Here is a 20,653-nt window from a genome sequence, read left to right as displayed (position 1 = left end):
GCTTTTAGTCGGAATTGCATATATATGTAAGGCCTGATCTTTAAATTAGAGGAGTGACACCCCGATCAGCCATTCGTGCAGCTTCCAGACGAACAGCGCATAGAGCACCAGGCCGACGCCGATCGCCAAGACATCGTTGATCACCGGGCCGGAAGCGATGACCGCCGCGCCTTCGGCGCGCTCGCGGCGCTTGACCGCGATCCGGTCCCATACGGCCCAGGCGAGGACCGAGAGAAACAGGATCAGCGAAGCGAGATCGCCATTGGCCAGAAGGTGCGCCAAGGCCCATATCTTGACGGCGACCAGCATCGGATGGCGGATCCTCGATTTCATCCTGCCTGCCGGCATCTGCGATATGGCAAGGAAGATGAAGGAAAACACCATCAGCGACAGCGTGATATGCTTCATCCAGACCGGCGGCTCGTAAAGAAACGGCGCGGTCGGGCGCGCCAGCGAAAAGCCCCAGACGATGAGAATGAAGCCGATTGCCGCGACGACCGAATAGAGCCCTTTCCATTTCCCCTCGCCCCATTCGGCGATCTTCGCCTTGCGCCATTGCGGCGCGACGATCTGGACCGAGTGGATGCCGAGGAAAATTAAAAGACCAAGAATCAATATGAGCATGAATGCCTCCCTTTATCGCGCGGGGCTATCCCATATGACACGGAAATCCCCCTCACCCGGCTCGCTTTGCCCGCAACATATCCCTAGCCGGGCGTCGTTCCAACACGGGCTCCCTGCGGCTGATAGCAGCGCGTCCGACCTTCGCCACAATCGGCGTTTAGCCGGTGTGCATCTTCATTCATGCGTTTCCGGGGATCATGCGTTTTATTTCTTTTGTTGCCGCCGCAGCCATTTTTTGCCTGCCTCCCTTCCAATCCGCTTCCGCCACGCAATCCGGCGGTGGCAAGGTGCCGCCGCAATATGTGCTGATCTCCTTCGACGGCGCGCATGCCAACGACCTGTGGCAGCGCAGCCGTGCACTCGGGCAAAAGACCAATGCCCGCTTCACCTATTTCCTGTCATGCGTCTTTCTGGTCCAGCGCTCGGACCGCGGCCGCTACAAGCCGCCGCGCATGGCGGCGGGGCGCTCCAATGTCGGTTTCGCCTTCACCAAGGAGGAGATCGCCGAGCGGCTGGACAATATCTGGACCGCCCATCTCGAAGGCCATGAGATCGCCAGCCATGGCTGCGGCCATTTCGACGGCAAGGACTGGACGCGTTCGGATTGGAATACCGAACTGAAGGAATTCCGCCGGATCGTCGCCGATGGCTATGCGGCGAACGGCATTGCCGGCGAGCCGCAAGGCTGGCGCGAACTGGCCGAGCACGGCATCACCGGGTTTCGCGCGCCTTATCTGGCAACGGGAAAACCGGTTGAAAAGGCACTGAAAGCCAACGGCTTCCGCTACCAGGCAAGCGGCGTCACCCGCGGCCCGGAATTGCCGCATCGCACCAGCGATCTTGCCAGCTTCGGCCTGCCGCTCATTCCAGAAGGACCGTCTCATCGCCCTATCATAGCGATGGATTACAATCTCTATGTGCGTCATTCAGCCGGTTTCGAGAAGCCGTCGCACTCGCAAGCATTCGAGAACCGCGCCTATGACGCATTCAAGGCGGCTTTCGACAGGCAATATGCGGGCGAGCGCGTACCGCTCCAGCTCGGCTTCCATTTCGTGGAGATGAATGCCGGCGCCTATTGGCGCGCGCTGGAGCGTTTCGCCGGCGATGTCTGCATGAAGCCGGATGTTCAATGCATCACCTACAGCGACTATCTCCAGAAAACAGCGCCGGCGGAGCGGCACGCAGAGCACTGAGGCTTTCAGCGTGCCTGACCAATTAGATGTTTGGCTGCGCCAAACCCAAGAAATCGCTTTCTCTCCCGCAAGGGGAGAGATAAATGCTGCATCACGCTTGCAGCCAGTCGCAAGCGCCGGCGATTTGCGAAGAGACTTGCGCGAGCGTTATCTCCCCCTTGCGGGGGAGAAAGCGATTTCAACATCTTAGCTGGAGCGAAGCGGAGGCTAAGTGTTAGAAATCGCAAGAGAGGGGGAACGGCGCTATGCGCTGACCTTTATCCTGCGACCCTGATATCCAGCGAGCAGGGCTATCGCGCCCGAGAGCACCAGCGATGCGGCTGCGACGAGGCTTGCCGATCTGAACGATCCCGAGGCGCTGGCCATATAGCCCGCCACCAGCGGACCGATGATCTGCCCTATGCCGAAACAGGCCGTCATCCGCGCCAGGGCGCGGCGCGGCGCCTCAGGCGAGAGCGCACGCCCCGCCTGAAGGCCGAAGGCGGTGACGACCATGAAGGTGACGCCGAGCAGAAAGCCGCCCGCGAGGGGGCCCACCGGCAGGGGCAGCATGACGCTTGCCGCCACGCCCACCGCCTCGATCAGACAGGCAAGGGTGAAGCTGCTGAACAGGCCGATGCGGCGGACAACGAAAGACCAGAGCCAGATCGACGGCGCGGCCGTCAACCCCGTCACCACCCAGACGGCTGCCTCCATGAACGGGCCGCCATTGCCGGCGCGCACGATCGCCACCAGGAAGGTCGCGGTGATGATATAGCCGAAGCCGAAGATGCCATAGGCCAGCGAAAGCGCCAGAAAGGCCGGCGAGCGCGGCAAAGGCGGCTCGCGCAATTGTGATCCGTTGCGCAGCGGGCCTTCCCGGATCAGCGCCATCACCACCAGCAATCCGGCGATCGAGAGGATCGCCGCGCCGATCCAGTCGGCCCGCCAGCCGAGATGCAGCTGTCCGATGAGGGCGACGAAGCAGGCCGATAAGGCAATGCCCATGCCGACGCCGCCGAAATGCCAGGCCTGCAGATCGTTCCTGTCCGCCGCCGCCAGATGGCTGAAGACGATCGTCGTGCACAGGATCATGGTGAAAGCGCTGGCAAGACCGGCCAGAAAGCGGATCGCGGCGAAAACGAACACGCCGTCCGTCAGCCCCATCGCCAGGCAAAGCGCTGCACTCACGGCCAGGCCGGCATAGACGATCGCCCGCTCAATGCCGGCGGCCCAGCCATATCCGGCGACGACCGCGCCGGCGAGATAGCCGACATAATTGGCCGAGGCGATGAAACCCGCATCGGCGGGCGACATATCGAGCCCCGCCATCATGCCGGGAAGGATCGGCGTATAGATGAAACGTCCGATGCCCATGGCCACCGCCATGGCCACGAAACCGCCGAGAGCAAAACGGAAAGGGCTACGCGAAGAGGTTTGCATGCGCTGCACAATAGTTCGGCGGTGCATCAATTCAATTGAATTTATCTGATACAGCTATCGGTTTCACTGAACCATCTACACGGGCAACGAGATGTGGCGGGCTTCATGGTCGAGCAGCCAGCGCTTGCGTTCGATGCCGCCGGCATAGCCGGTGAGACTGCCATCGGCGCCGACGAGACGATGGCAGGGAATGATGATGCTGAACGGATTTGCGCCATTGGCGTGGCCGACCGCGCGGGCGGATTGGGGACGGCCGATATCGCGGGCGAGCGCCGAATATGTCATCGGGCGGCCCGGCTCGATCGATCTGAGCGCGGTCCAGACGCGATCCTGAAAGGTGGTCGCATCGGTCTTCAGGGGTACGTGCAGGATCGCGTCGAGCGCGCCTGCGAAATAGGCCGCAAGCGCCGCTTTGATATCGATGGGAACCTCGCCACCGAGGAGATTATAGCGCGACGGTCCGATGCGGCGGTCGAGCAAATGCCGCATCCGGGCTTGGTAATCGGCGAAATCCGCCGCGCGCAAAAATCCTTCACCGTCGGCGACGAGCATGAGAGGACCGAGCGGCGTTTCCATCGTCCCTACTGAGAGGCTGAGAACCATGGTGCTATCTGGCATCGTGGAAGATGATTCCGACCGTATGGCGCTTGCCGGAACGGACGCGGCTGACGCCGTGGCGCAGATTGACGCGGTAATTGCCCTTTGTGCCCTGAACCGGGCGGTTATGCACGGCAAAGGCCACGGCATCGCCCTGCCTGAGCGGCACGACTTCTGCCCGGCTCTGCATGCGCGGGCGCTGTTCCGTCAGCACGAATTCGCCTCCGGTAAAGTCCCTCCCCGGCTCGGAAAGCAGGATCGCCACTTGCAGCGGGAATGCCAGATCGCCGTAGAGATCCTGATGCAGGCAGTTGAAATCACCCGGCACATATTGCAGCAGCAGCGGCGTCGGACGAAGCTGGCCGGCATCGTGGCATGACTTGAGAAAATCGGCATGGCGCTGGGGATAGCGCGTATCCAGCCCCATACGTTCGTTCCATTGATTGGCGACCGGCGCCAGGCGCGGATAGAGCGCGGTGCGCAGGCCGCCGAGAAGGTCCGGCAGCGGATATCTGAAATAGCGGTATTCGCCCTTGCCGAAACCATGCCGCGCCATGTGGATATGGCTGCGGAAATGCTCCTCATGGGGATAGAGCGCGGCCAGTTCCCGGCACTCCTCCGGGCTAAGAAGCGTCTCCAGAACCGCACAGCCGAAATTATCCAGATTGGCGGCGAGCGCCGTCCAGTCATATCGGGCGACCCGCTGTTCAGCGGCTTCGACAGCCGGGCCGGACGGATCGGACGGGGACGCTTCGCGGGATCGGGAAACAGCAGAATTCATCTTTTCGTCCTTCGGTTGCCTTGCCGCCTTCGCTATCGCATCGGCTAACGGCAGGCACTCCGGCGCTTGCTTTCAAATCCGTTTTCAGCCGGTTTTAATTTAGGCCGCACCAGACCATGGGGAAACCCAATTTTCTCCACAGAACGTGCCCTGGAAGGCATTTTCGCGCAAAAAAAGCGCGTGACAACGTTACCATCTGGTGGTAATCGGCTCTCAATGAGGTTTGGTAACGTTGTCATTTCAGCGTTTGGGAGCGGTTTTTGAAAGAAATGCATCTTTTGACTGCGGCGATGGGAGCGGGTCCGGCCGACATGAAGCCGGTGAGCGTCGACGGCAAGCGACCATCAGGTGACGGCGGCGGTTCGCTCCCTTCCCCGATCGAGGCGGACCGCCGATGCCGGATCTGAACTTCCGCCCGATATGGCGCTATCAGGACCAGCTGGTCGAAGGCGTCCTGACGACGCTGCTTTTGACGGCGGTGGCGACGATTGCCGGTCTGGTCATCGGCATTGCCGGTGCGGTGCTGATCCGCAGCGGTCCGAAGCCGGTCCGCTGGCTCTTGCGCATTTATATCGAGATCATCCGCAACACGCCCGTCCTGGTGCAGATATTCATCATCTATTTCGTGCTGCCGAGCTTCGGGCTCAAGATGACGCCGATCCAGGCGGCCTGCGTTGCGCTCAGCATCTATTTCGGCGCCTATGCGATCGAGATCATCCGCTCCGGCCTCGATTCCATTCCGAAAAGCCAGATCGAGGCGGGCATGTGCCTCGGCATCACCCGCATGCAGGTGTTGAGGCATGTCATCCTGCCGCCCGCCCTGCGCAACATCTATCCCTCGGTCACCAGCCAATTCGTTCTGCTTCTGCTCGGCACCTCCATCGCCTCGCAGGTCTCGGCCGACGAACTCTTCCATGTGGCGGGTTTCATCGACAGCCGCACCTATCGCAGCTTCGAGGTCTATACGCTGATCTGCCTGATCTATTTCGGCCTGGTCATCTCATTCAAACTCGCCTTCGCCGCGCTGGGCCGCCTCGCCTTCCGCTGGCCCGTGCGCCGCTAGAGCCCGCTTATGCGTTCCTTCACCGTTTCCGACTTCCTGACGATCGTCACCGCTTTGAAATGGACGTTTCTTTTGGTCGGCATCGCGCTGGCCTGCGGCGGACCGCTCGCGCTTCTGCTGGCGCTGATGCGCAGCGGCACGGCGCGCCTGCCGCGATGGCTGGCCACCGGCTTTCTCGAACTCGTCCAGGGAATGCCGCTGCTCGGCCTCCTGATGTTCTTCTATTTCGGCATGCCTGTCTTTCTCGGCATCAATGTGCCGGCCATCGTCGCCGTCGGCATTGCCTATACGGTCTATACCGCGGCCTTTCTCGGCGAGATCTGGCGCGGCGGCATCCAGGCGATCAAGCATACGCAGTGGGAAGCGGCGGCCTGTCTCGGCATCACCAGATGGCAGCAGTTCCGCTATGTCATCGCGCCGCAGGCCTTTCGCATCGCCCTGCCGGCGACGGTCGGCTTTCTCGTGCAATTGATCAAGAACACCTCGCTTGCGTCGGTCGTCGGCTTTGTCGAACTCGCCCGCGCCGGCCAGATCGTCAATGCCGGCACGTTCCGGCCACTGCTGGTCTATTCGATTGTCGCGGCGATCTATTTCGTCATCTGTTTTCCCCTGACCACCTGGTCGCGAACCCTGGAGGCACGGTTCAATGGCGCTCGTTGAGATCAGCGACGTTCACAAGAGTTTCGGAGCGCTGGAAGTGCTGAAAGGCGTTTCGCTCGACATCGAAAAGGGCGAAATCGTCACCATCATCGGCAAGAGCGGTTCCGGCAAGAGCACGCTTCTGCGCTGCATCAATGCGCTGGAAACGATCAACCAGGGCGAAATCCGCTTCGAAGGACAGCCGGTTTCGACCACGATGCCCAATCTGCGCACGATGCGGCAGAAGGTCGGCATCGTCTTTCAGGCGTTCAATCTGTTTGCGCACATGACGATCGAGCGCAACATCACGCTCGCTCCGGTCCTCACCGGCAAGGTCGCAAAATCCGAAGCGCGGCCGCTGGCGCTCGACGTGCTGGAGCGTGTCGGGCTCGCCGACAAGATCGACGCCTATCCCGAGCAACTGTCCGGCGGCCAGCAGCAGCGGGCCGCCATTGCCCGCTGCCTCGCCATGGCGCCGCATCTCATGCTGTTCGACGAGGTTACCTCGGCGCTCGATCCCGAACTGGTCGGCGAAGTGCTCAGGGTCATGGAGGAGATGGCGCGCCAGGGCATGACCATGGTGCTCGTCACCCATGAAATGAACTTTGCCCGCAATGTCGCGACCAAGCTCATCTTCATGCATCAGGGGCGCGTCTGGGAACAGGGGAATCCTGGGGAACTCTTCGACAACCCGCAAACACCGGAACTCAAAAGCTTCATCGGAGCGGCTGCCTAGCCGCAACCGGAATGAAGGGCTCATGCTCGCAAAAAGGGGAATATCCATGAAACGACTACGTCAATTCCGCATCACCGCCATGGCTCTCGCAGCCATTTTTGCCGGTCTCATCGCCGGCCCGGCCCACGCCGACAAGCTGCAAGACATCCTGGCAAACGGCAAGCTGCGCGTCGGCGTCCTGCTCGACGCGGCGCCCTGGGGATTCAAGGCAGCCGACGGCAGCGATACCGGCCTCGATATCGAACTGGCGAAACTGATGGCCAAGGATCTCAATGCCGAACTGGAGCTGGTTCCGCTGACCGGCCAGAGCCGCATTCCGAGCCTTCTCGCCGATAAGGTCGACCTTTTGATCGCGGCAGCGGGTGCGACGCCCGAGCGCGCCCAGCAGGTGATGTTCTCGCAGCCCTATGCGGCTGTCAGCCTCGGCGTCTACGGCGCCAAGGGCACGCCGCATCTCGACGATGTTTCCGGGCTCGAAGGCAAGCAGATCGCGGTCGCCAAGGGCTCGACGCTCGATACCTGGCTTACCGACAATGCATCCGGCGCCAATATCGTCCGCTTCGAGGATACGCCATCGGCCATCGCCGCCTATCTCGCCGGCCAGGTCGAATTCTTCGCCGAAAACAGCGCCATCGCCGTCAAGGTCGCGCAGGAAAATCCGGGCAAGGGCATCGAGATCGCCTATCTCATCCGCCAGTCGCCGGCGCATGCCGCCGTGCGGCCCGGCGAGCAGAATTTCCTGAACTGGATCAACACTTTCCTGTTCTACCACCGCCTCAATGGCGATCTGGGCAGGCTGCAGAAGAGGTTCTTCAACGAAGAGCAGAACCTGCCGCATATGTGATCTCGGCCGGTGCCCAGCCTCCCTCATTGGGGGGCGGGGCCGACCCCGGGCCTTGCCTTTGGCCAGCCCGGGGACAGGCTACGCGAGGTCGAATGAGGGTCGATGCCGTGCATTCCCGCTCGCCGCGCCGCCATCGAGGCGGCTTGCTCGCCACCCCTCATCCGGCCCTTCGGGCCACCTTCTCCCACAAGGGGAGAAGGAAGGGGAGCGCGAATTTCGCCATAGCGATAGTCCTGCCGACAATTCCGGCCGGCATTTTTCCCGGCCTCTTTCCAAAGGCATAATCCATGCATACCGGCCTGTTTCACACGTTGGATTTCTCTGGGGACGGCAAGGTCCTCGACTATCTGAACATTCCTCATTCGGTGGACCGCTCGCCCTATTTCCACGTCAAGGTGCCGATCTGCCGGATCCGCAACGGCAGCGGTCCACGCATTCTCCTGATGGCCGGGAACCACGGCGACGAATATGAGGGCGAGATCTGTCTCGCCAGGCTGATCCGGCTCATCGAGCCCGGGGCGATCCGGGGAGAGCTGACGATCCTGCCTTTTGCCAACCAGCCGGCCGTCATGGCGGCGCGGCGGCGCTCGCCGCTCGACAATGGCAATCTCAATCGCGCCTTTCCGGGGTCGGCGTCAGGCACGCCGACGGAGCGCCTTGCCGATTTTCTGGAGCACACGCTCTTCCCCATGCATGACATTGTTTTCGATCTGCATTCGGGCGGCACCTCCATGGCGCATCTGACCACCGGGCTCATCGAGGAGCATGACGATCCCGAGCGCCATGCCCGCGCACTGAAGCTCCTGAAGGCGCTCGGCCTGCCGCACGCATTCATCGCCCGCAACGGCATCGATGCGCCGACATCCATGGCCGCGGCGGCGCGCGCCGGCGCGATCGGCATCAGCGGCGAGTTCGGCGGCGGCGGCACGGTGACGCCTGAGACCATGGCGACAACCGCACTTGCCATCAACAATCTGCTGATTGCCGCAGGCATCGCGGAGCATCCATTCCTGCCGACCTCGGCCACATCAAGAAAAACCCGCCTGTTGAAACTCGATACGCACGACCAGGCGATCTACGCCACCAGACGAGGCTGGTTCGAACCGGCGGCGGACATCGGCGCGATGGTCGAGGCGGGCGACGTCGCCGGCTGGTATCATGACTTTCAGCGCCTCGACATGGCCGAGGAAACATTGCGGTTTGCCACCGGCGGCATGGTCATTTCCAGACGGATCCACACGGATTGCGAGGCGGGCGATTGCCTGATCCAGCTAGGACGGGTAATCGATCAATAGTGAAGCAGTGCCAACTCCGAAAACCTGTTACGGCTTTCGGTCCAACGCACTCGGCCAAGATGGACCGGATTCGACATGGATAATGAACGCCGCGCATCGGGCGAACCGACATTCGATGATGTGGTCCGCATCCCCAGCACCGCCGACGCCACATGGGGCGATCCGGAGAGCGTGGTCGGCACCGCCCTGATCGAGGATGTGGCGCGGCTGGCCGGCGTCGCGCCGATCACGGTTTCGCGGGCCATAAGGCAGCCGGGGAAGGTCAGCGCGGAAAAGCGCGAGCGCATCCGCCTGGCGATTTCGCAGACCGGCTACAAGACCAATCCCCACGCGAGCGCGTTGCGCTCGGGCCGCACCAACATCGTTCTCGCCTTCGTCTCCAACCTGTTCAGCCAGCAATTCGCGCTGGCGGTGCGCGGCTGCGCGCAGGTGCTGGAGAAGGCCGGTTATCAGTTCCTCGTCGGCCAGACCTCCTATTCCTATTCCAAGGAAACCGCGATCATCCAGTCGCTGCAGGCGCTCAAGCCAGCGGCCGTGATGTTCACCGGTGTGATCGAACTCGAGCGGAACAGGGAAAGCCTGCGCTCGCTCGATATTCCCATCATGGAAACCTGGGCCTATCCGCGCGATCCGATCGATCTTCTCGTCGGCTTTTCCAACACCGATGCCGGGCGCATGGCGGCGAACCACCTCGCCGACCGCGGCTATCGGCGCGTCGCCTATATCGGCCGGCGGGGCGGACGCGGTGCGCTGCGGCTGAAAGGCTTTCGCGAGGTCTGCGCCGAGCGCGGCCTGGATTTCAAATGCGAGATCGTCTGCGACGAGGTGGAAAGCGTTTCTGACGGACGTCGGTCGCTCGCCCGGCTTTTTGACCAGACAAACGATATCGACGCGGTTTTCTGCGCCAATGACCTCCTCGCCATCGGCGCGCTGATGGAAGCGCGGCGGCGCAAGCTGACCGTTCCCTCCGATCTCGCCATCATCGGCTTCGGCGAAAACGACATGGCGGGCGAGCTTTCACCGGGGCTGACGACCATTGCGATCGACAGTTTCGCACTGGGCCAGTTTGCCGGGGAAATGCTGATGCAGCGCCTGAGCGGGGAGCCGGTGGATCATCCGGCACGTCATGTCGAACTGACGCTCATCGAACGCGGGAGTGCTTGAAGGTGGCGTGGCAACCATATTTTCCACTGCATCGGCGGTGCAAAATCGTGTAAGGCTAGCCGGTTCCATCAAAATGGAAACGGGACGAGCGACAATCTCAATCGCCGATCGGCTGCGGGCCGGTCTGTCCGTGCACCACGGCAAGCGAAGCACGGATGCGCCGGAGCTTTTCGAGCGCGGTTGCAGAATTCTGCCGGGCGACGGACGCCGCAAGGACATCGATGATCACGAGATGGACGAGCCGGGAAGCCGTCGGCTTGTAGATATCCGGGTCCTCGGGGATATCCAGCGTCAGCGCGATGTCGCAGGCCTCGGCAAGAGGACTTGCCGGGCGCGTCAGGGCGATGGCCGTGGCGCCATATTGCCGGGCGATCTTGGCGCTTTCCACCAATTCCTGCGGGGTGCCGCTCGAGGAGATGCAGAAAAGCACGTCGCCCGACGACAATGTCGCCGCCTGCATGCGCTGCTGCTGGCCGTCATGGACCGCCAGCGTCGGGATGCCCAGCCGGAAGAACCGGTTGGCGGCGTCGAAGGCAACCGTTGCGGAGCCACCGCCGACCCCGCAAAACACGATGCGGCGGGCGCGCGCCATGGCGTCGACCACGCTGGCCATGGTGTCGTCATCGAGTTGCGCCCTGACGGCATTTGCCGTGGCGTAGAACACGCCGAGGATCTGGTCGATGCCGCGGCTGCCGACTTGCGCGTCGGGATTGCTGGCGGCGAGATATTGCAGGCTGACGGCGACATTCTGGGCAAGGCGCATCTTGAAATCGCGGAAGCCGGAGCAGCCGAGCGTCCGGCAGAAGCGGATGACGGTCGGCTCGCTGACATTGCACAGAGCGGCGATCTCCGAGACGGTATGTTGCGTCGCGGTTTCGAGATTTTCGAGCACATAAGACGCAACCCGCTGCTCGCGCGCGTTGAACGCCCCGTCGAGCTGCCGCAACCGTGAAATGAGATCGAAAGCCGCAAGCTTCGACATGCCGTTTCCTTTCGCCTCCAGAACGGTTCCTGTTTTGATTGAATCGGGGAACCGCTCTCATTCTTTGTTTTCACGCATGATCCTTTCCCGAGGGGCTGTCAACGCCTGCGGGATCGAAGCTGCGCCACGGCGGATAATATGTAACTATACTACATATTTAGGCAAATATCGGCAAAACCCTTGAAATTTCTTCTAGACAGAACCGCATCTCCCAGGCAAGAATGTAGCTTAACTACAAGCGGGCAAACCGCAAAGGGGAATGACATTGAGTGTTCTGGCATCAAGGCTCAGTGCCGCGTTGAATGCCGCCGTCGAGCGGCTGGTCGCGGTTCTCATGCTGCTTCTCGTCCTCGATGTGTGGGTCGGCGTCGTCGACCGTTATCTCCTGCATCTGCAACTGCCCTGGCCCGAGGTGCTGGCCCGCTATCTGATGATCTGGGCGGCGCTGCTGGCGATCTCATGCGGCATTGCCCGGCGGGAACATATCGGCCTTTCCATCCTGCTCGACCGCATTCCGGAAAATCTCCGCCGTATCTCGCTGATGGCGATGGATATCGTGGCGATGGCGCTGTTCCTCTATGTCTTCTGGTTCGGCATCGGCTTTGCGCTCGATGGATCGAGGCGGCAGGCGCTGATTTTCGGCCTGTCGCTCGGGCCAGCCTATGCGGCGGTTCCCGTCTCCGCCGGGCTGGCGGCGATCCAACTCCTGCTGGTGCTGTTTCGCGATCTCGGGCGCCAGGGGCTGGTGGATCAGGCGGAGGAAGCCATCTGATGCTGGTCTTTCTTCTCTTCGTCGCGCTCATTCTTCTGGGGATGCCGATCGGCTTTGCCATCGGCGCCGCCGGCGTCGCGGGCCTTTTCGATATGGGCGGAGAGCGCTTCCTCGCCATCGGCCCGAGCAAGATCTTCAACGGGCTCGACATCTTTCCGTTTCTCGCCATGCCGTTCTTCATCCTGGCCGGCGAGATCATGAACCATATCGGCATCACCTCGCGGCTGGTGCAGCTTGCCAATGTGCTGGTCGGCCGCTTTCGCGGCGGACTTGCCCACACCAACATGCTGGCCTCGGTGTTCTTCGCCGGGCTGACGGGCGCGGCCACGGCGGATGCGGCGGCCTTCGGCAAGACGCTGGTTCCCGCCATGGTCAGCCAGGGCTACCGGCGCGATTACGCCTGCGCCGTGACGGCCGCGGGCTCGATCATCGGCCCGACCATTCCGCCATCGGGCCTGATGGTGGTCTATGGATCGCTGATGGGGGTATCGATCGGCGGCCTGTTTGCGGCCGGCATCCTGCCGGGACTGCTGATCTGCCTGGCCTGCATGGCGGTGATCGCGCTCGGCGCCAAGAGGAACGATCTTCCCCTTGCCACGTCAGGCGCCGGCATCGGCGATATCTGGAAAACGTTCAAGCAATCGATTTCCGCGCTGCTGATGCCCTTCATCATCCTGGGCGGCATTCTCGGCGGGGTCGTCACCCCGACGGAAGCGGCCTCCATCGCCGTGGCCTATGCGCTGTTTCTCGGCGTCTTCGTCTATCGCTCGCTCAGCTCCAGGGATTTTTTCGAGATGCTGGTGCGCACGGCGCGGATCACCGGCATCATCTTCGTCATCATCGCCTTCGCGTCGCTGCTCGGCTGGTGGCTGAGCTTCAACCGCATCCCGCAGGAGATCGCCAGCCTGGTCATCGAATATGCGAAAAGCCCGTTCATGATCCTGCTCCTGATCATCTGCGTGCTGCTCGCCATCGGCATGATCATGGATATCACGGCGATCCTGATCATCCTTGCGCCGGTGCTGGTGCCGCTGACGCAAGAGATCGGCATGCAGCCCATCCATGCCGGCATCGTCTTCATTCTGGCGCTCAACATCTCGCTGATGACGCCGCCGGTCGGGGCCTGCCTGTTCGTGCTGTCATCGGTGACAGGGGAAAAGCTCGAGCGCATCGCCGCCAAGCTTTGGCCGTTCCTCATCGCCGAGGTCGCCGTCCTGTTCGTCTTCGCCTTCTGGGAGCCCTTGGCGCTCGCCGTGCCAAGGGCGCTCGGATTCATCCAGTAAATTCATGCCTACCCAAAAACAGAGAGGAACATAAAATGAAAAAGAAACCCGTGATGATTGCCGCCATGATAGCGCTGGCGCTTGGCGCCTCGCCCGCCTTGGCCGGCCCCAAGATCCTGAAATTCGGCCATGACAACAAGGCCGATCCGTTCGAAAACCCGGCGCAGGCCTGCACGGCGGTTTTCGCCAATATCGTCGACGCCGACACCAATGGCGCGATCGAGGTCGAGGTCTATCCCTCCAACCAGCTCGGCAGCGCGGCCGAACACGTCCAGATGGTCCGCGACGACGTGATCCAGGCGACGCTGACCTCCACCGGAGCGCTTGCCTCCTATTATCCCCGCATCGACGTGTTGAACCTTCCCTTCGCCTTCGACAGCAATGCGGCGACCTATGATGTGTTCGACGGTCCGTTCGGCACAACGCTGGCCAAGGACATCGAAACAACGCTCGGCGATGTGGTGGTGCTCGGCTTTCCCGATACCGGCGGCTTCTTCGAAATCACCAATTCGAAGCGTGAGATCGCCAAGGTGGAGGATTTCGCAGGCATCCGCGTGCGCACCATGACGCTTCCCTCGCATCAGAAGATCATCCAGGCGCTCGGAGCGGAAGCTTATCCGCTGGCCTGGGGCGAGGTTTATTCCGGGCTGCAGACCGGCGTGATCGACGGCCAGATGAACCCGGTTCCGATCATCTCGTTTTCCAAATTCTCCGAGGTGCAGAAATATCTGACGCTGACCAACCATCTGTTTTCGCCCTATACGCTGATGATCTCCAAGACATTCTGGGACGGGTTGAGCGATAGCGAGAAACATACGCTGCGCTATGCCGCGCAGTCCTGCGTCACGGCCAGCCGCGGCCTGTCGCGGATCGTCGAGGCCTCCGACCAGGGGCTCGCGGGCCTCAAGGACAAAATGAAGATCACGGCGCTTTCGTCCGAGGAACGTGAAAAGATGAAACAGGCGACGCAACCGGCTTTTGAGGCGCTCGTCAAGGAAAGCGGCGACGCAAAGCAACTCGAACTGCTCGACCAGTTCAAGACGGAGGTGTCGAAAGCCAACGGCTCCTCCTATCTCCAGTAGACCACTCAAATCGAAATATCCGGCCGTCTGTGACGGCCGGAAGCCTATCATCAATCCCCGGAAAGAACTGATATGCGCGTTTTCTGCGCCTCGATTGCCACCGAAACCAACACGTTTGCCCCGCTACGCACCGATTTCACGGAATTCCAGCAGAGCTTCTACGCCCCTCCCGGACAGCACCCGGAAACGCCGACGCTTTGCAGCGCGGTCTTTCCGGCGCTGCGCAAGCGGGCGCGGCGCGGCGAAATCGACCTCATCGAGGGCACCGCGACCTGGGCCGAGCCCGGCGGGCTGGTCAACGCCAGAACCTGGGCGCGGCTTCGCGACGAAGTGCTCGATCAATTGCGTGCGGCGCTCCCCGTCGATGCGGTCGTGTTCGGCCTGCACGGCGCCATGGTGGCTGACGGCACCGACGATTGCGAAGGCGAATTGCTGGAGGCGGCGCGGCGGATCGCCGGCCCCAAGGCCGTTATCGGCGCCTCCTTCGATCCGCACAGCCATCTGACGCCCAGGCGTGTCGCCAATCTCGACGTCTTGACCGTCTTCAAGGAATTTCCGCATACGGATTTCGTCGAGGCTGGCGAGGCCTGCGCCGACCTGACCCTTCGCATGGCGCGAGGCGAGATCAAGCCCGTCATGTCGGTCTTCGATATCCGCATGATGGACGTGCTGCCGACCAGCCGCCAGCCGATGCGCGGCTTCGTCGACCGGATGCGGGGCCTGGAAGGCAAGGACGGCATCCTGTCGATCTCGCTCATCCACGGCTTCATGGCCGCCGATGTCGCCGATCTCGGCGCCAAGATCGTCGTCATCACAGATGATCGCAAGCAAGCGGGCGAGCGGCTGGCGCGGCAATTGGGCATGGAAGTCTTTTCCTTTCGAGGCCGTGCCCGTCCGGAATTTCTGCCGCCTCGCGAAGCGCTCGTCCGCGCAGCCGCCCTTGCGAAAGGGCCGGTGGTGATCGCCGATGTCTGGGACAATCCGGGCGGCGGCGTACCGGGCGATTCGACTGTCATGACCCGCCTTGCCCTCGATATGGGCCTTGAAAGGGTTGCGGTCGGACCGCTGTGGGATCCGATGGCCGTCCGCCTCTGCCATGCCGCCGGCAAGGGCGCGCACCTGCAATTGCGCTTCGGCGGCAAAACGTCCGCCGTGGCCGGCGAGCCGATCGATGCGGAAGTGGAAATCCTGGAGACGGTGGAAAACGCATTTCAGAGCTTCGGCGACAGCATCGTGCCGCTCGGCGACGCTGCCGCCATTCGCGTCGGCGGCGTTGAAATCGTGCTGAACTCGAACCGGGCGCAGGCTTTCTCACCCGACCTTTTTTCCAATCTCGGGATCGATCCGCTTTCGAAAACGATACTGATCGTCAAATCGACCAATCATTTCTACGGCGCCTTCGCGCCGATCGCCTCGGACGTGCTTTATGCCGAAGTCGAGGGTCCCTATCCAAGCGATCCGCGCACCAATGGCTATACCAAGCTCACCAGGCCGATCTGGCCGATCGTCGGAAACCCGCATGGGGAGGAGATGTAGGCTTGAGCGGTTGTCGGTTAGCGCTGAAGAGCCATTCTGCAGCGCGGTGCGACGGAGAGGGCGAAAGCTTCGGTCAATCAGGGCGTATCAGCCCCTCGCCCTTCACCCTGACGGTGGGCGCATCATCGAGTTCGGGTTCCGACTGGCTTGAGGAAATCGGCGGGCCATCGGGTTGTTCAACCGGTTGTTCGGGCGGTTGTTCGGGCGGCTGCTCCGAGGCGTTTGATGCATGGTCGCCCGGATCGGGTACGTTCGGCCGTAGCTCATTGGTCCAGACCTCGCCTTCTCCCGTCGCCTCCAGAACCTCCCGCATCAGCGCTTTTGCCCTGTTGACCAGAACGTCCGCTCTTTGCATCAGGTTGCCGGATTGAAAGTCGCTGCCCAACAGATCGGGCAGCGTGACGGACACGGACGCCCCGCCCTCTTCGCCGAATTCGACGGTATAGCCATCGATATGCGCATCCGGGCCGTCGGTCTTGGGACGTATCCGTACCTCGAAATTCTTCATCGTCGCCTCTCTGTCTCGCGTTCTTCAACTTCCGCGGCTGCATTTGGTTCCGCCAATTGCGAAGGTCCTATCGTCCCGGCGGTGCGGAATGATTGAAAATCCAATGACCCCATCACAATGGGAACCGCCCTAAAAATCGACGCGCGGGGTGTCCGGCATCGGGTTTTCGAAAAGCGTCCAGAACGAGATGCCGTGCGTCGTCTCGTACCAGGTTTCGAACCCGGAAAGTTCCTGCGCAACGTCCGCTGCATCACCATTCGATGCCCGATAGAGCGCGGCGGCCACGGGCGCGAAACGGGCGAATGTCGCGTCGCGCGCCTCACTGTCCGACAGCCAGCCGAGTTTCGCGCGCAAGGCGGCAAGGGCGCGCGCCACGGCGATTTCCTCGCCGCTGGCTTCAGCCGTATCGCTATCGTCATCGAACCGCGGCTTTGCGGCTTCGGCGACGAGCTTCATCAGGTTCATCCGGCGAAAGGCGAAGGCGCGCTCACGTTCCAGCATGACGATCCGGGCAGCCGCTTCCCGCCGGTAAGCGGCTTCCGCCGCGCGTGCTTCATCGGCGGCCAGGCGCAATTCCTCGATATAGCCTGGAGTGGTCGTCATCGCGCACCTCCCGAACCGGCCTGGCCGGGCAATGGCGGAAGAGAGTGGGAGTCGAACCCACCAAAGACCGTCTCTCGGCCCCTCCCGGATTTGAAGTCCGGACGCCCCACCGGGGACGCATCTCCTCCAGAAACCATATCGCTTGAAGCAACACTATTGGCGAAATCGCCGAACAGGTCCAGACGGCTGCGGTTGACGCGGCGAAGATCGCCGCGCCGCAGCGTGACGCTGTTGCGGTCGAAGAAATCGAGGATCTGGATCGCAACCTTGCGGCCGTTTTCGACGCGGTCGCGAAATTGCGCCGCGGTGAACCAGTCGGCATCCGCGGCAGCGCCGATCCCGGCGATGATCGCCACCATCTCCGCCACCGTTCGGCGCAGGAAGAAGTGGTCGTGCGCCACCTCATGCACCTTGCCCATGCGGCTGGCCAGCTTCAGCAGCCGGCGCACCTGCGGCTCCGGCGCCGCGAGCAATCGGGCGATGTCGCGGACGCGCGGCGGACGGAAGCGCTCAAAATCGCCCGGCCCACCACCCAGCAATGGCTCGATTTCGTTCCAGAGGCGCTCATCCGCCGGCGCCATCGTCGCCTGATGACCGGTGAGGCGCACCCAGGCTCCGTCCAGGACGATCTCGCCTGCCGCGACCAGACGCTGCAGGGCGGCGCGGAAGGCCGGCACCGGCAGACGCGGTTCGAGCCCTGTCCGCAGCCGTTCCACGCCCATGCCCAGCAGGTCCTGATTGTCCGCATGGAATGTCTCGAGCCTTTCCAGCAAATCGTTCTGGAATTTCGTCCAGCGCTGCGCCGACATGGCCAGGAATGTTGCGTCGAGCGGCAGCCGCACCGCGCCCAGCGTTTCCATGATGATGTCCGCATCGGCTGCCGCCATGGCCCTGTCGCGGGCAAACGCTGTCATGTCGAGATAAAACGGCGGCACGGCAAGCAAGGCTTCGACCGCATGCAGCGGGTCGACGATTGCGTGCGCGTCGAGCTGTGCCATGCGCTGCGGCGTGCGGCGCTTGCGGCCGGGGGCGCGCAGATCGAGCAATCGGCCGCCGCCGATCGTACGCCGGGCCGATGTATCGCGAATGACGTAGCGATCGCCCATTGCCGCGGCGATCGGCCGGTCGAGCACGAGTTGCACCCGCGCCTCCAATCCGGGCGCCACCGGTTCATCGGCCAGAAGGACGATGCGGGCGCCGATCTCGGCCGATGCATGGTGAAGCCTGACCGGGAACCAGTGGCCGATCGGCCTGGGCTCGGAGCCGAGCACCCGCAATGTCGCGTCGATGCGGCTCGTCGGCGCGTGCAGGCTCTGGTCGAGCACCATGTCGCCGCGATTGATGGCTGCCTTGGTCACGCCGGGGCCGACAAGATTGAACGCGCAGCGGTCACCGGCGCGGCCGTTGCGGCTTGGTCTGTTCTGGGTGTGGATCGAACGGATGCGGGCGGCGAGGCCCGAGGGGCTGACGGTCACATGATCATCGACCGCCACCTCGCCCGAAAGCACCGTCCCGGTGACGATGGTGCCCGCCCCCTGGATGGTGAAGGAACGGTCCACCGCCAGGCGGAACCGGCCTGCCGCCCGGCGCTGCGTCAGGCTCTCGGCGGCGTCGTTGATTTCGTTGCGCAACGCCGCGACGCCTTGGCCCGATACGGTCGAAACCGCTATCATGGGGGCCTCGCTGAGGGTCGTGCCGGCAAGTGCGTTGCGGATTTCGGCTTCCACCTCGGCCAGGCGGTCTTCGCCTGCGAGATCGGCCTTGGTGATGGCGACGATGCCGCGTTGCACGCCCAGCAGATCGACGATGGCGAGATGCTCGCGCGTCTGCGGCATCACACCGTCATCGGCGGCCACCACCAGAAGGACGAAATCGATGCCGCTGGCGCCGGCAAGCATGGTGTGGATGAATTTCTCGTGCCCCGGCACATCGATGAACCCGATGATGCCGGCCTCGCCCGCCGGCATGTAGGCGAAGCCGAGATCGATCGAGATGCCGCGGGATTTTTCCTCCTTCAACCGGTCCGTATCGACGCCGGTCAGCGCCTGGACAAGCGATGTCTTGCCATGATCGATATGCCCGGCGGTCCCGACGATCATGGTTCTTCGGCCTCCGTCGAATCTTTCGCCTCGATATAAACAGGCGTGAAATTGGCGGCGAAACCGGCCTCGTCTTCGAGGCAACGCAGGTCCAGCAGCAGCGATCCGCGTTCGATGCGGCCGATGACCGGCTTTTGCAGGTGCCGGAGCGCCGCCGCCAGCCGTCCGGGCGCGCTGCCGCTGCCGTCGGCGGGCGTCATGGCCAGCCCGGCGCTCGGCACGGTGGCGAGCGGCAAGGCGCCGGAGCCGATCTGGCTTTCGCAGGCGACGACCGAAACGGTGAAAGCGCCCTTCAATGCCCGTTGCACGACAGGCGCCAGCCTTTGCGCCTGCGCCTCGATCTCGGCGGGCGGGCGGGCGAGCAGCCGCATGGTGGGCAGGCGCTGGCTCAGGCGGTCCGGATCGCGATAAAGCCGCAGCGTCGCCTCCAGCGCGGCAAGGCGAATCTTGTCGACCCGCAGCGCCCGCTTCATCGGGTTCCCGTTGATCTTTTCGATCCATGTCCTGCGCCCGACGATGAACCCCGCCTGCGGGCCGCCGAGGAGCTTGTCGCCGGAAAAGGTGACGATATCCGCACCCTCGCCGACTGCCTCGCGCACGGTCGGTTCGTGCGCCATCCCGAAGCGGGCAAGGTCGGCCAATGTGCCGGAGCCGAGATCATTGACCAGCGGCACGCCCTTGCCGCCGGCGATGGCGGCCAGGTCACGCGCCTCGACCTCGCAGGTGAAGCCCTCGATGCGGTAATTGGAGGTGTGGACCTTCAGGATCAGCCCGGTGTCGGGGCCGATGGCATTGCTGTAATCCCTGGCATGGGTGCGGTTGGTGGTGCCGATCTCGACGAGCCGGACGCCGGCGCGAGCCATGATATCGGGCATGCGGAAAGCGCCGCCGATCTCGATCAGTTCACCGCGGGAGACGATCGCCTCCCTGCCCGCCGCCAGGCTGTTCAACACCAGAAGGACCGCTGCGGCGTTGTTGTTGACGACGGTCGCGTCCTCGGCCCCCGTCAGTTCGCAGACCAGCGCGCGCAGATGATCGTCGCGCTCGCCGCGCGTGCCGCTTTCCAGATCGAATTCGAGCGCCACGGCCTCGCGCATCGCCGCCGTGGCGGCCTCGACCGCCGCATCGGCAAGTATGGCGCGGCCGAGATTGGTATGCAGCACCGTGCCGGTCAGGTTGAACAGGGGCCGAAGCGTCGAATGGGCGTCTGCGTCAAGCCTGGCCAGAGCGGCATCCGCAATGGCGTCCTCGGTAGGAATGCGGCCGCCCTGGCGCACCTCGTCACGGATCGCAGCAAGGGCTGCCCGCAGGGCATCGGTGACGGCGGGCCTGCCGAAGCGTTGCATGGCCCCGACGATGGAGGCCGATTTCAGCAGTTGATCCATCGAGGGAATGTCGCGCAGGCTGAACTTGGCGTCCATGTCACGCCT

The 20,653-nt window shown here is 62.9% G+C and carries 20 protein-coding genes, 1 tRNA gene and 1 pseudogene; 12 read left to right on the top strand and 10 right to left on the bottom strand.

Annotated features, from left to right (window positions below; translation table 11 throughout):
* Positions 1-45: 45 nt before the first annotated feature.
* A complete protein-coding gene (locus C5748_RS00405) occupies positions 46-624 on the bottom strand; it encodes an NnrU family protein (RefSeq protein WP_105739968.1) in 579 nt (192 codons plus the stop codon).
* 197 nt (positions 625-821) lie between these two features.
* Between C5748_RS00405 and C5748_RS00400 the strand changes: the two genes are divergently transcribed.
* Positions 822-1,817 (top strand): polysaccharide deacetylase family protein, encoded by a 996-nt coding sequence (locus tag C5748_RS00400; RefSeq protein ID WP_105740268.1) that lies wholly within the window; start codon positions 822-824, stop codon positions 1,815-1,817.
* A 243-nt stretch (positions 1,818-2,060) separates the two neighbouring features.
* Here C5748_RS00400 and C5748_RS00395 read toward each other — a convergent pair whose 3' ends face one another.
* From C5748_RS00395 to C5748_RS00385, 3 genes are all read right to left on the bottom strand, one after another.
* Positions 2,061-3,239, bottom strand: coding sequence for a YbfB/YjiJ family MFS transporter (locus C5748_RS00395; RefSeq protein ID WP_105739967.1), 1,179 nt, complete (start codon positions 3,237-3,239; stop codon positions 2,061-2,063).
* A gap of 75 nt (positions 3,240-3,314) precedes the next feature.
* Entirely contained in the window at positions 3,315-3,842 is a 528-nt protein-coding gene (locus C5748_RS00390) for a methylated-DNA--[protein]-cysteine S-methyltransferase (protein ID WP_105739966.1), read from the bottom strand.
* A gap of 4 nt (positions 3,843-3,846) precedes the next feature.
* Positions 3,847-4,617 (bottom strand): 2OG-Fe(II) oxygenase, encoded by a 771-nt coding sequence (locus tag C5748_RS00385; protein ID WP_105739965.1) that lies wholly within the window; start codon positions 4,615-4,617, stop codon positions 3,847-3,849.
* Positions 4,618-4,877: 260 nt separating this feature from the next.
* Between C5748_RS00385 and C5748_RS28110 the strand changes: the two genes are divergently transcribed.
* The 7 genes from C5748_RS28110 to C5748_RS00355 all read left to right on the top strand — a co-directional run bounded on the left by C5748_RS28110 (position 4,878) and on the right by C5748_RS00355 (position 10,358).
* Positions 4,878-5,024: a hypothetical protein gene (locus C5748_RS28110; RefSeq protein WP_158259791.1), complete on the top strand. Its 147-nt coding sequence runs from the start codon at positions 4,878-4,880 to the stop codon at positions 5,022-5,024.
* Positions 5,021-5,680: an amino acid ABC transporter permease gene (locus tag C5748_RS00380; protein WP_199194679.1), complete on the top strand. Its 660-nt coding sequence runs from the start codon at positions 5,021-5,023 to the stop codon at positions 5,678-5,680. Before C5748_RS28110 ends, C5748_RS00380 begins: the two co-directional genes overlap by 4 nt.
* A gap of 9 nt (positions 5,681-5,689) precedes the next feature.
* A complete protein-coding gene (locus tag C5748_RS00375) occupies positions 5,690-6,340 on the top strand; it encodes an amino acid ABC transporter permease (RefSeq protein ID WP_105739963.1) in 651 nt (216 codons plus the stop codon).
* Complete coding sequence (locus tag C5748_RS00370) at positions 6,327-7,055, top strand: amino acid ABC transporter ATP-binding protein (protein ID WP_105739962.1); 729 nt, start codon at positions 6,327-6,329, stop codon at positions 7,053-7,055. The genes C5748_RS00375 and C5748_RS00370 overlap by 14 nt, the downstream gene beginning before the upstream one ends.
* A gap of 46 nt (positions 7,056-7,101) precedes the next feature.
* Positions 7,102-7,899: a transporter substrate-binding domain-containing protein gene (locus C5748_RS00365; RefSeq protein ID WP_105739961.1), complete on the top strand. Its 798-nt coding sequence runs from the start codon at positions 7,102-7,104 to the stop codon at positions 7,897-7,899.
* A 287-nt stretch (positions 7,900-8,186) separates the two neighbouring features.
* Positions 8,187-9,194: a M14 family metallopeptidase gene (locus C5748_RS00360; protein ID WP_105739960.1), complete on the top strand. Its 1,008-nt coding sequence runs from the start codon at positions 8,187-8,189 to the stop codon at positions 9,192-9,194.
* Positions 9,195-9,269: 75 nt separating this feature from the next.
* Positions 9,270-10,358, top strand: a complete 1,089-nt coding sequence (locus C5748_RS00355; RefSeq protein ID WP_105739959.1) for a LacI family DNA-binding transcriptional regulator — start codon at positions 9,270-9,272, stop codon at positions 10,356-10,358.
* A gap of 97 nt (positions 10,359-10,455) precedes the next feature.
* On the opposite strand, the gene C5748_RS00350 is transcribed toward C5748_RS00355, so the two are convergent.
* Positions 10,456-11,340: a MurR/RpiR family transcriptional regulator gene (locus C5748_RS00350; protein ID WP_105739958.1), complete on the bottom strand. Its 885-nt coding sequence runs from the start codon at positions 11,338-11,340 to the stop codon at positions 10,456-10,458.
* Between the two features lie 259 nt (positions 11,341-11,599).
* Between C5748_RS00350 and C5748_RS00345 the strand changes: the two genes are divergently transcribed.
* The 4 genes from C5748_RS00345 to C5748_RS00330 all read left to right on the top strand — a co-directional run bounded on the left by C5748_RS00345 (position 11,600) and on the right by C5748_RS00330 (position 16,013).
* Positions 11,600-12,112, top strand: coding sequence for a TRAP transporter small permease (locus C5748_RS00345; RefSeq protein ID WP_425350176.1), 513 nt, complete (start codon positions 11,600-11,602; stop codon positions 12,110-12,112).
* Positions 12,112-13,395 (top strand): TRAP transporter large permease, encoded by a 1,284-nt coding sequence (locus C5748_RS00340; protein WP_105739957.1) that lies wholly within the window; start codon positions 12,112-12,114, stop codon positions 13,393-13,395. The genes C5748_RS00345 and C5748_RS00340 overlap by 1 nt, the downstream gene beginning before the upstream one ends.
* 35 nt (positions 13,396-13,430) lie before the next feature.
* The gene (locus tag C5748_RS00335) at positions 13,431-14,477 is read left to right on the top strand and encodes a TRAP transporter substrate-binding protein (protein ID WP_105739956.1); all 1,047 of its coding nucleotides are present in this window, start codon (positions 13,431-13,433) and stop codon (positions 14,475-14,477) included.
* 72 nt (positions 14,478-14,549) lie between these two features.
* Positions 14,550-16,013, top strand: coding sequence for a M81 family metallopeptidase (locus C5748_RS00330; RefSeq protein WP_105739955.1), 1,464 nt, complete (start codon positions 14,550-14,552; stop codon positions 16,011-16,013).
* A 73-nt stretch (positions 16,014-16,086) separates the two neighbouring features.
* Here the strand turns inward: C5748_RS00330 and C5748_RS00325 are convergent, their stop codons facing one another.
* The 5 genes and pseudogenes from C5748_RS00325 to selA form a co-directional block, all read right to left on the bottom strand.
* Positions 16,087-16,521, bottom strand: a complete 435-nt coding sequence (locus C5748_RS00325; protein WP_105739954.1) for a hypothetical protein — start codon at positions 16,519-16,521, stop codon at positions 16,087-16,089.
* 129 nt (positions 16,522-16,650) lie between these two features.
* Positions 16,651-17,124: a hypothetical protein gene (locus tag C5748_RS00320; RefSeq protein ID WP_105739953.1), complete on the bottom strand. Its 474-nt coding sequence runs from the start codon at positions 17,122-17,124 to the stop codon at positions 16,651-16,653.
* A gap of 32 nt (positions 17,125-17,156) precedes the next feature.
* Positions 17,157-17,252 (bottom strand) — tRNA-Sec (locus C5748_RS00315).
* A gap of 126 nt (positions 17,253-17,378) precedes the next feature.
* Positions 17,379-19,223 (bottom strand): annotated as a pseudogene (gene selB / locus C5748_RS00310) (selenocysteine-specific translation elongation factor); the annotation flags it as partial.
* Positions 19,220-20,644, bottom strand: coding sequence for an L-seryl-tRNA(Sec) selenium transferase (gene selA / locus C5748_RS00305; RefSeq protein WP_105739952.1), 1,425 nt, complete (start codon positions 20,642-20,644; stop codon positions 19,220-19,222). The pseudogene selB and the gene selA, both read right to left, overlap by 4 nt.
* Positions 20,645-20,653 lie beyond the last annotated feature (9 nt).

The organism is Phyllobacterium phragmitis (assembly GCF_002980495.1).
In the GTDB taxonomy this organism is placed as follows: domain Bacteria; phylum Pseudomonadota; class Alphaproteobacteria; order Rhizobiales; family Rhizobiaceae; genus Paramesorhizobium; species Paramesorhizobium phragmitis.
The sequence above is the reverse complement of the archived record's forward strand: the minus strand, read 5'-3'. Positions and strand labels throughout refer to the sequence as shown.

What these genes read in the sequence shown, in the direction of transcription:
- C5748_RS00345 (WP_425350176.1), top strand. Translation starts at nt 11,600, where the DNA reads ATGACATTGAGTGTTCTGGCATCAAGGCTCAGTGCCGCGTTGAATGCC.
- C5748_RS00405 (WP_105739968.1), bottom strand. Translation starts at nt 624, where the DNA reads ATGCTCATATTGATTCTTGGTCTTTTAATTTTCCTCGGCATCCACTCG.
- C5748_RS00330 (WP_105739955.1), top strand. Translation starts at nt 14,550, where the DNA reads ATGCGCGTTTTCTGCGCCTCGATTGCCACCGAAACCAACACGTTTGCC.
- C5748_RS00400 (WP_105740268.1), top strand. Translation starts at nt 822, where the DNA reads ATGCGTTTTATTTCTTTTGTTGCCGCCGCAGCCATTTTTTGCCTGCCT.
- C5748_RS00375 (WP_105739963.1), top strand. Translation starts at nt 5,690, where the DNA reads ATGCGTTCCTTCACCGTTTCCGACTTCCTGACGATCGTCACCGCTTTG.
- C5748_RS00385 (WP_105739965.1), bottom strand. Translation starts at nt 4,617, where the DNA reads ATGAATTCTGCTGTTTCCCGATCCCGCGAAGCGTCCCCGTCCGATCCG.
- C5748_RS00395 (WP_105739967.1), bottom strand. Translation starts at nt 3,239, where the DNA reads ATGCAAACCTCTTCGCGTAGCCCTTTCCGTTTTGCTCTCGGCGGTTTC.
- selA (WP_105739952.1), bottom strand. Translation starts at nt 20,644, where the DNA reads ATGGACGCCAAGTTCAGCCTGCGCGACATTCCCTCGATGGATCAACTG.
- C5748_RS00335 (WP_105739956.1), top strand. Translation starts at nt 13,431, where the DNA reads ATGAAAAAGAAACCCGTGATGATTGCCGCCATGATAGCGCTGGCGCTT.
- C5748_RS00320 (WP_105739953.1), bottom strand. Translation starts at nt 17,124, where the DNA reads ATGACGACCACTCCAGGCTATATCGAGGAATTGCGCCTGGCCGCCGAT.
- C5748_RS00370 (WP_105739962.1), top strand. Translation starts at nt 6,327, where the DNA reads ATGGCGCTCGTTGAGATCAGCGACGTTCACAAGAGTTTCGGAGCGCTG.
- C5748_RS00390 (WP_105739966.1), bottom strand. Translation starts at nt 3,842, where the DNA reads ATGGTTCTCAGCCTCTCAGTAGGGACGATGGAAACGCCGCTCGGTCCT.
- C5748_RS00350 (WP_105739958.1), bottom strand. Translation starts at nt 11,340, where the DNA reads ATGTCGAAGCTTGCGGCTTTCGATCTCATTTCACGGTTGCGGCAGCTC.
- C5748_RS00340 (WP_105739957.1), top strand. Translation starts at nt 12,112, where the DNA reads ATGCTGGTCTTTCTTCTCTTCGTCGCGCTCATTCTTCTGGGGATGCCG.
- C5748_RS00360 (WP_105739960.1), top strand. Translation starts at nt 8,187, where the DNA reads ATGCATACCGGCCTGTTTCACACGTTGGATTTCTCTGGGGACGGCAAG.
- C5748_RS00325 (WP_105739954.1), bottom strand. Translation starts at nt 16,521, where the DNA reads ATGAAGAATTTCGAGGTACGGATACGTCCCAAGACCGACGGCCCGGAT.
- C5748_RS00365 (WP_105739961.1), top strand. Translation starts at nt 7,102, where the DNA reads ATGAAACGACTACGTCAATTCCGCATCACCGCCATGGCTCTCGCAGCC.
- C5748_RS00355 (WP_105739959.1), top strand. Translation starts at nt 9,270, where the DNA reads ATGGATAATGAACGCCGCGCATCGGGCGAACCGACATTCGATGATGTG.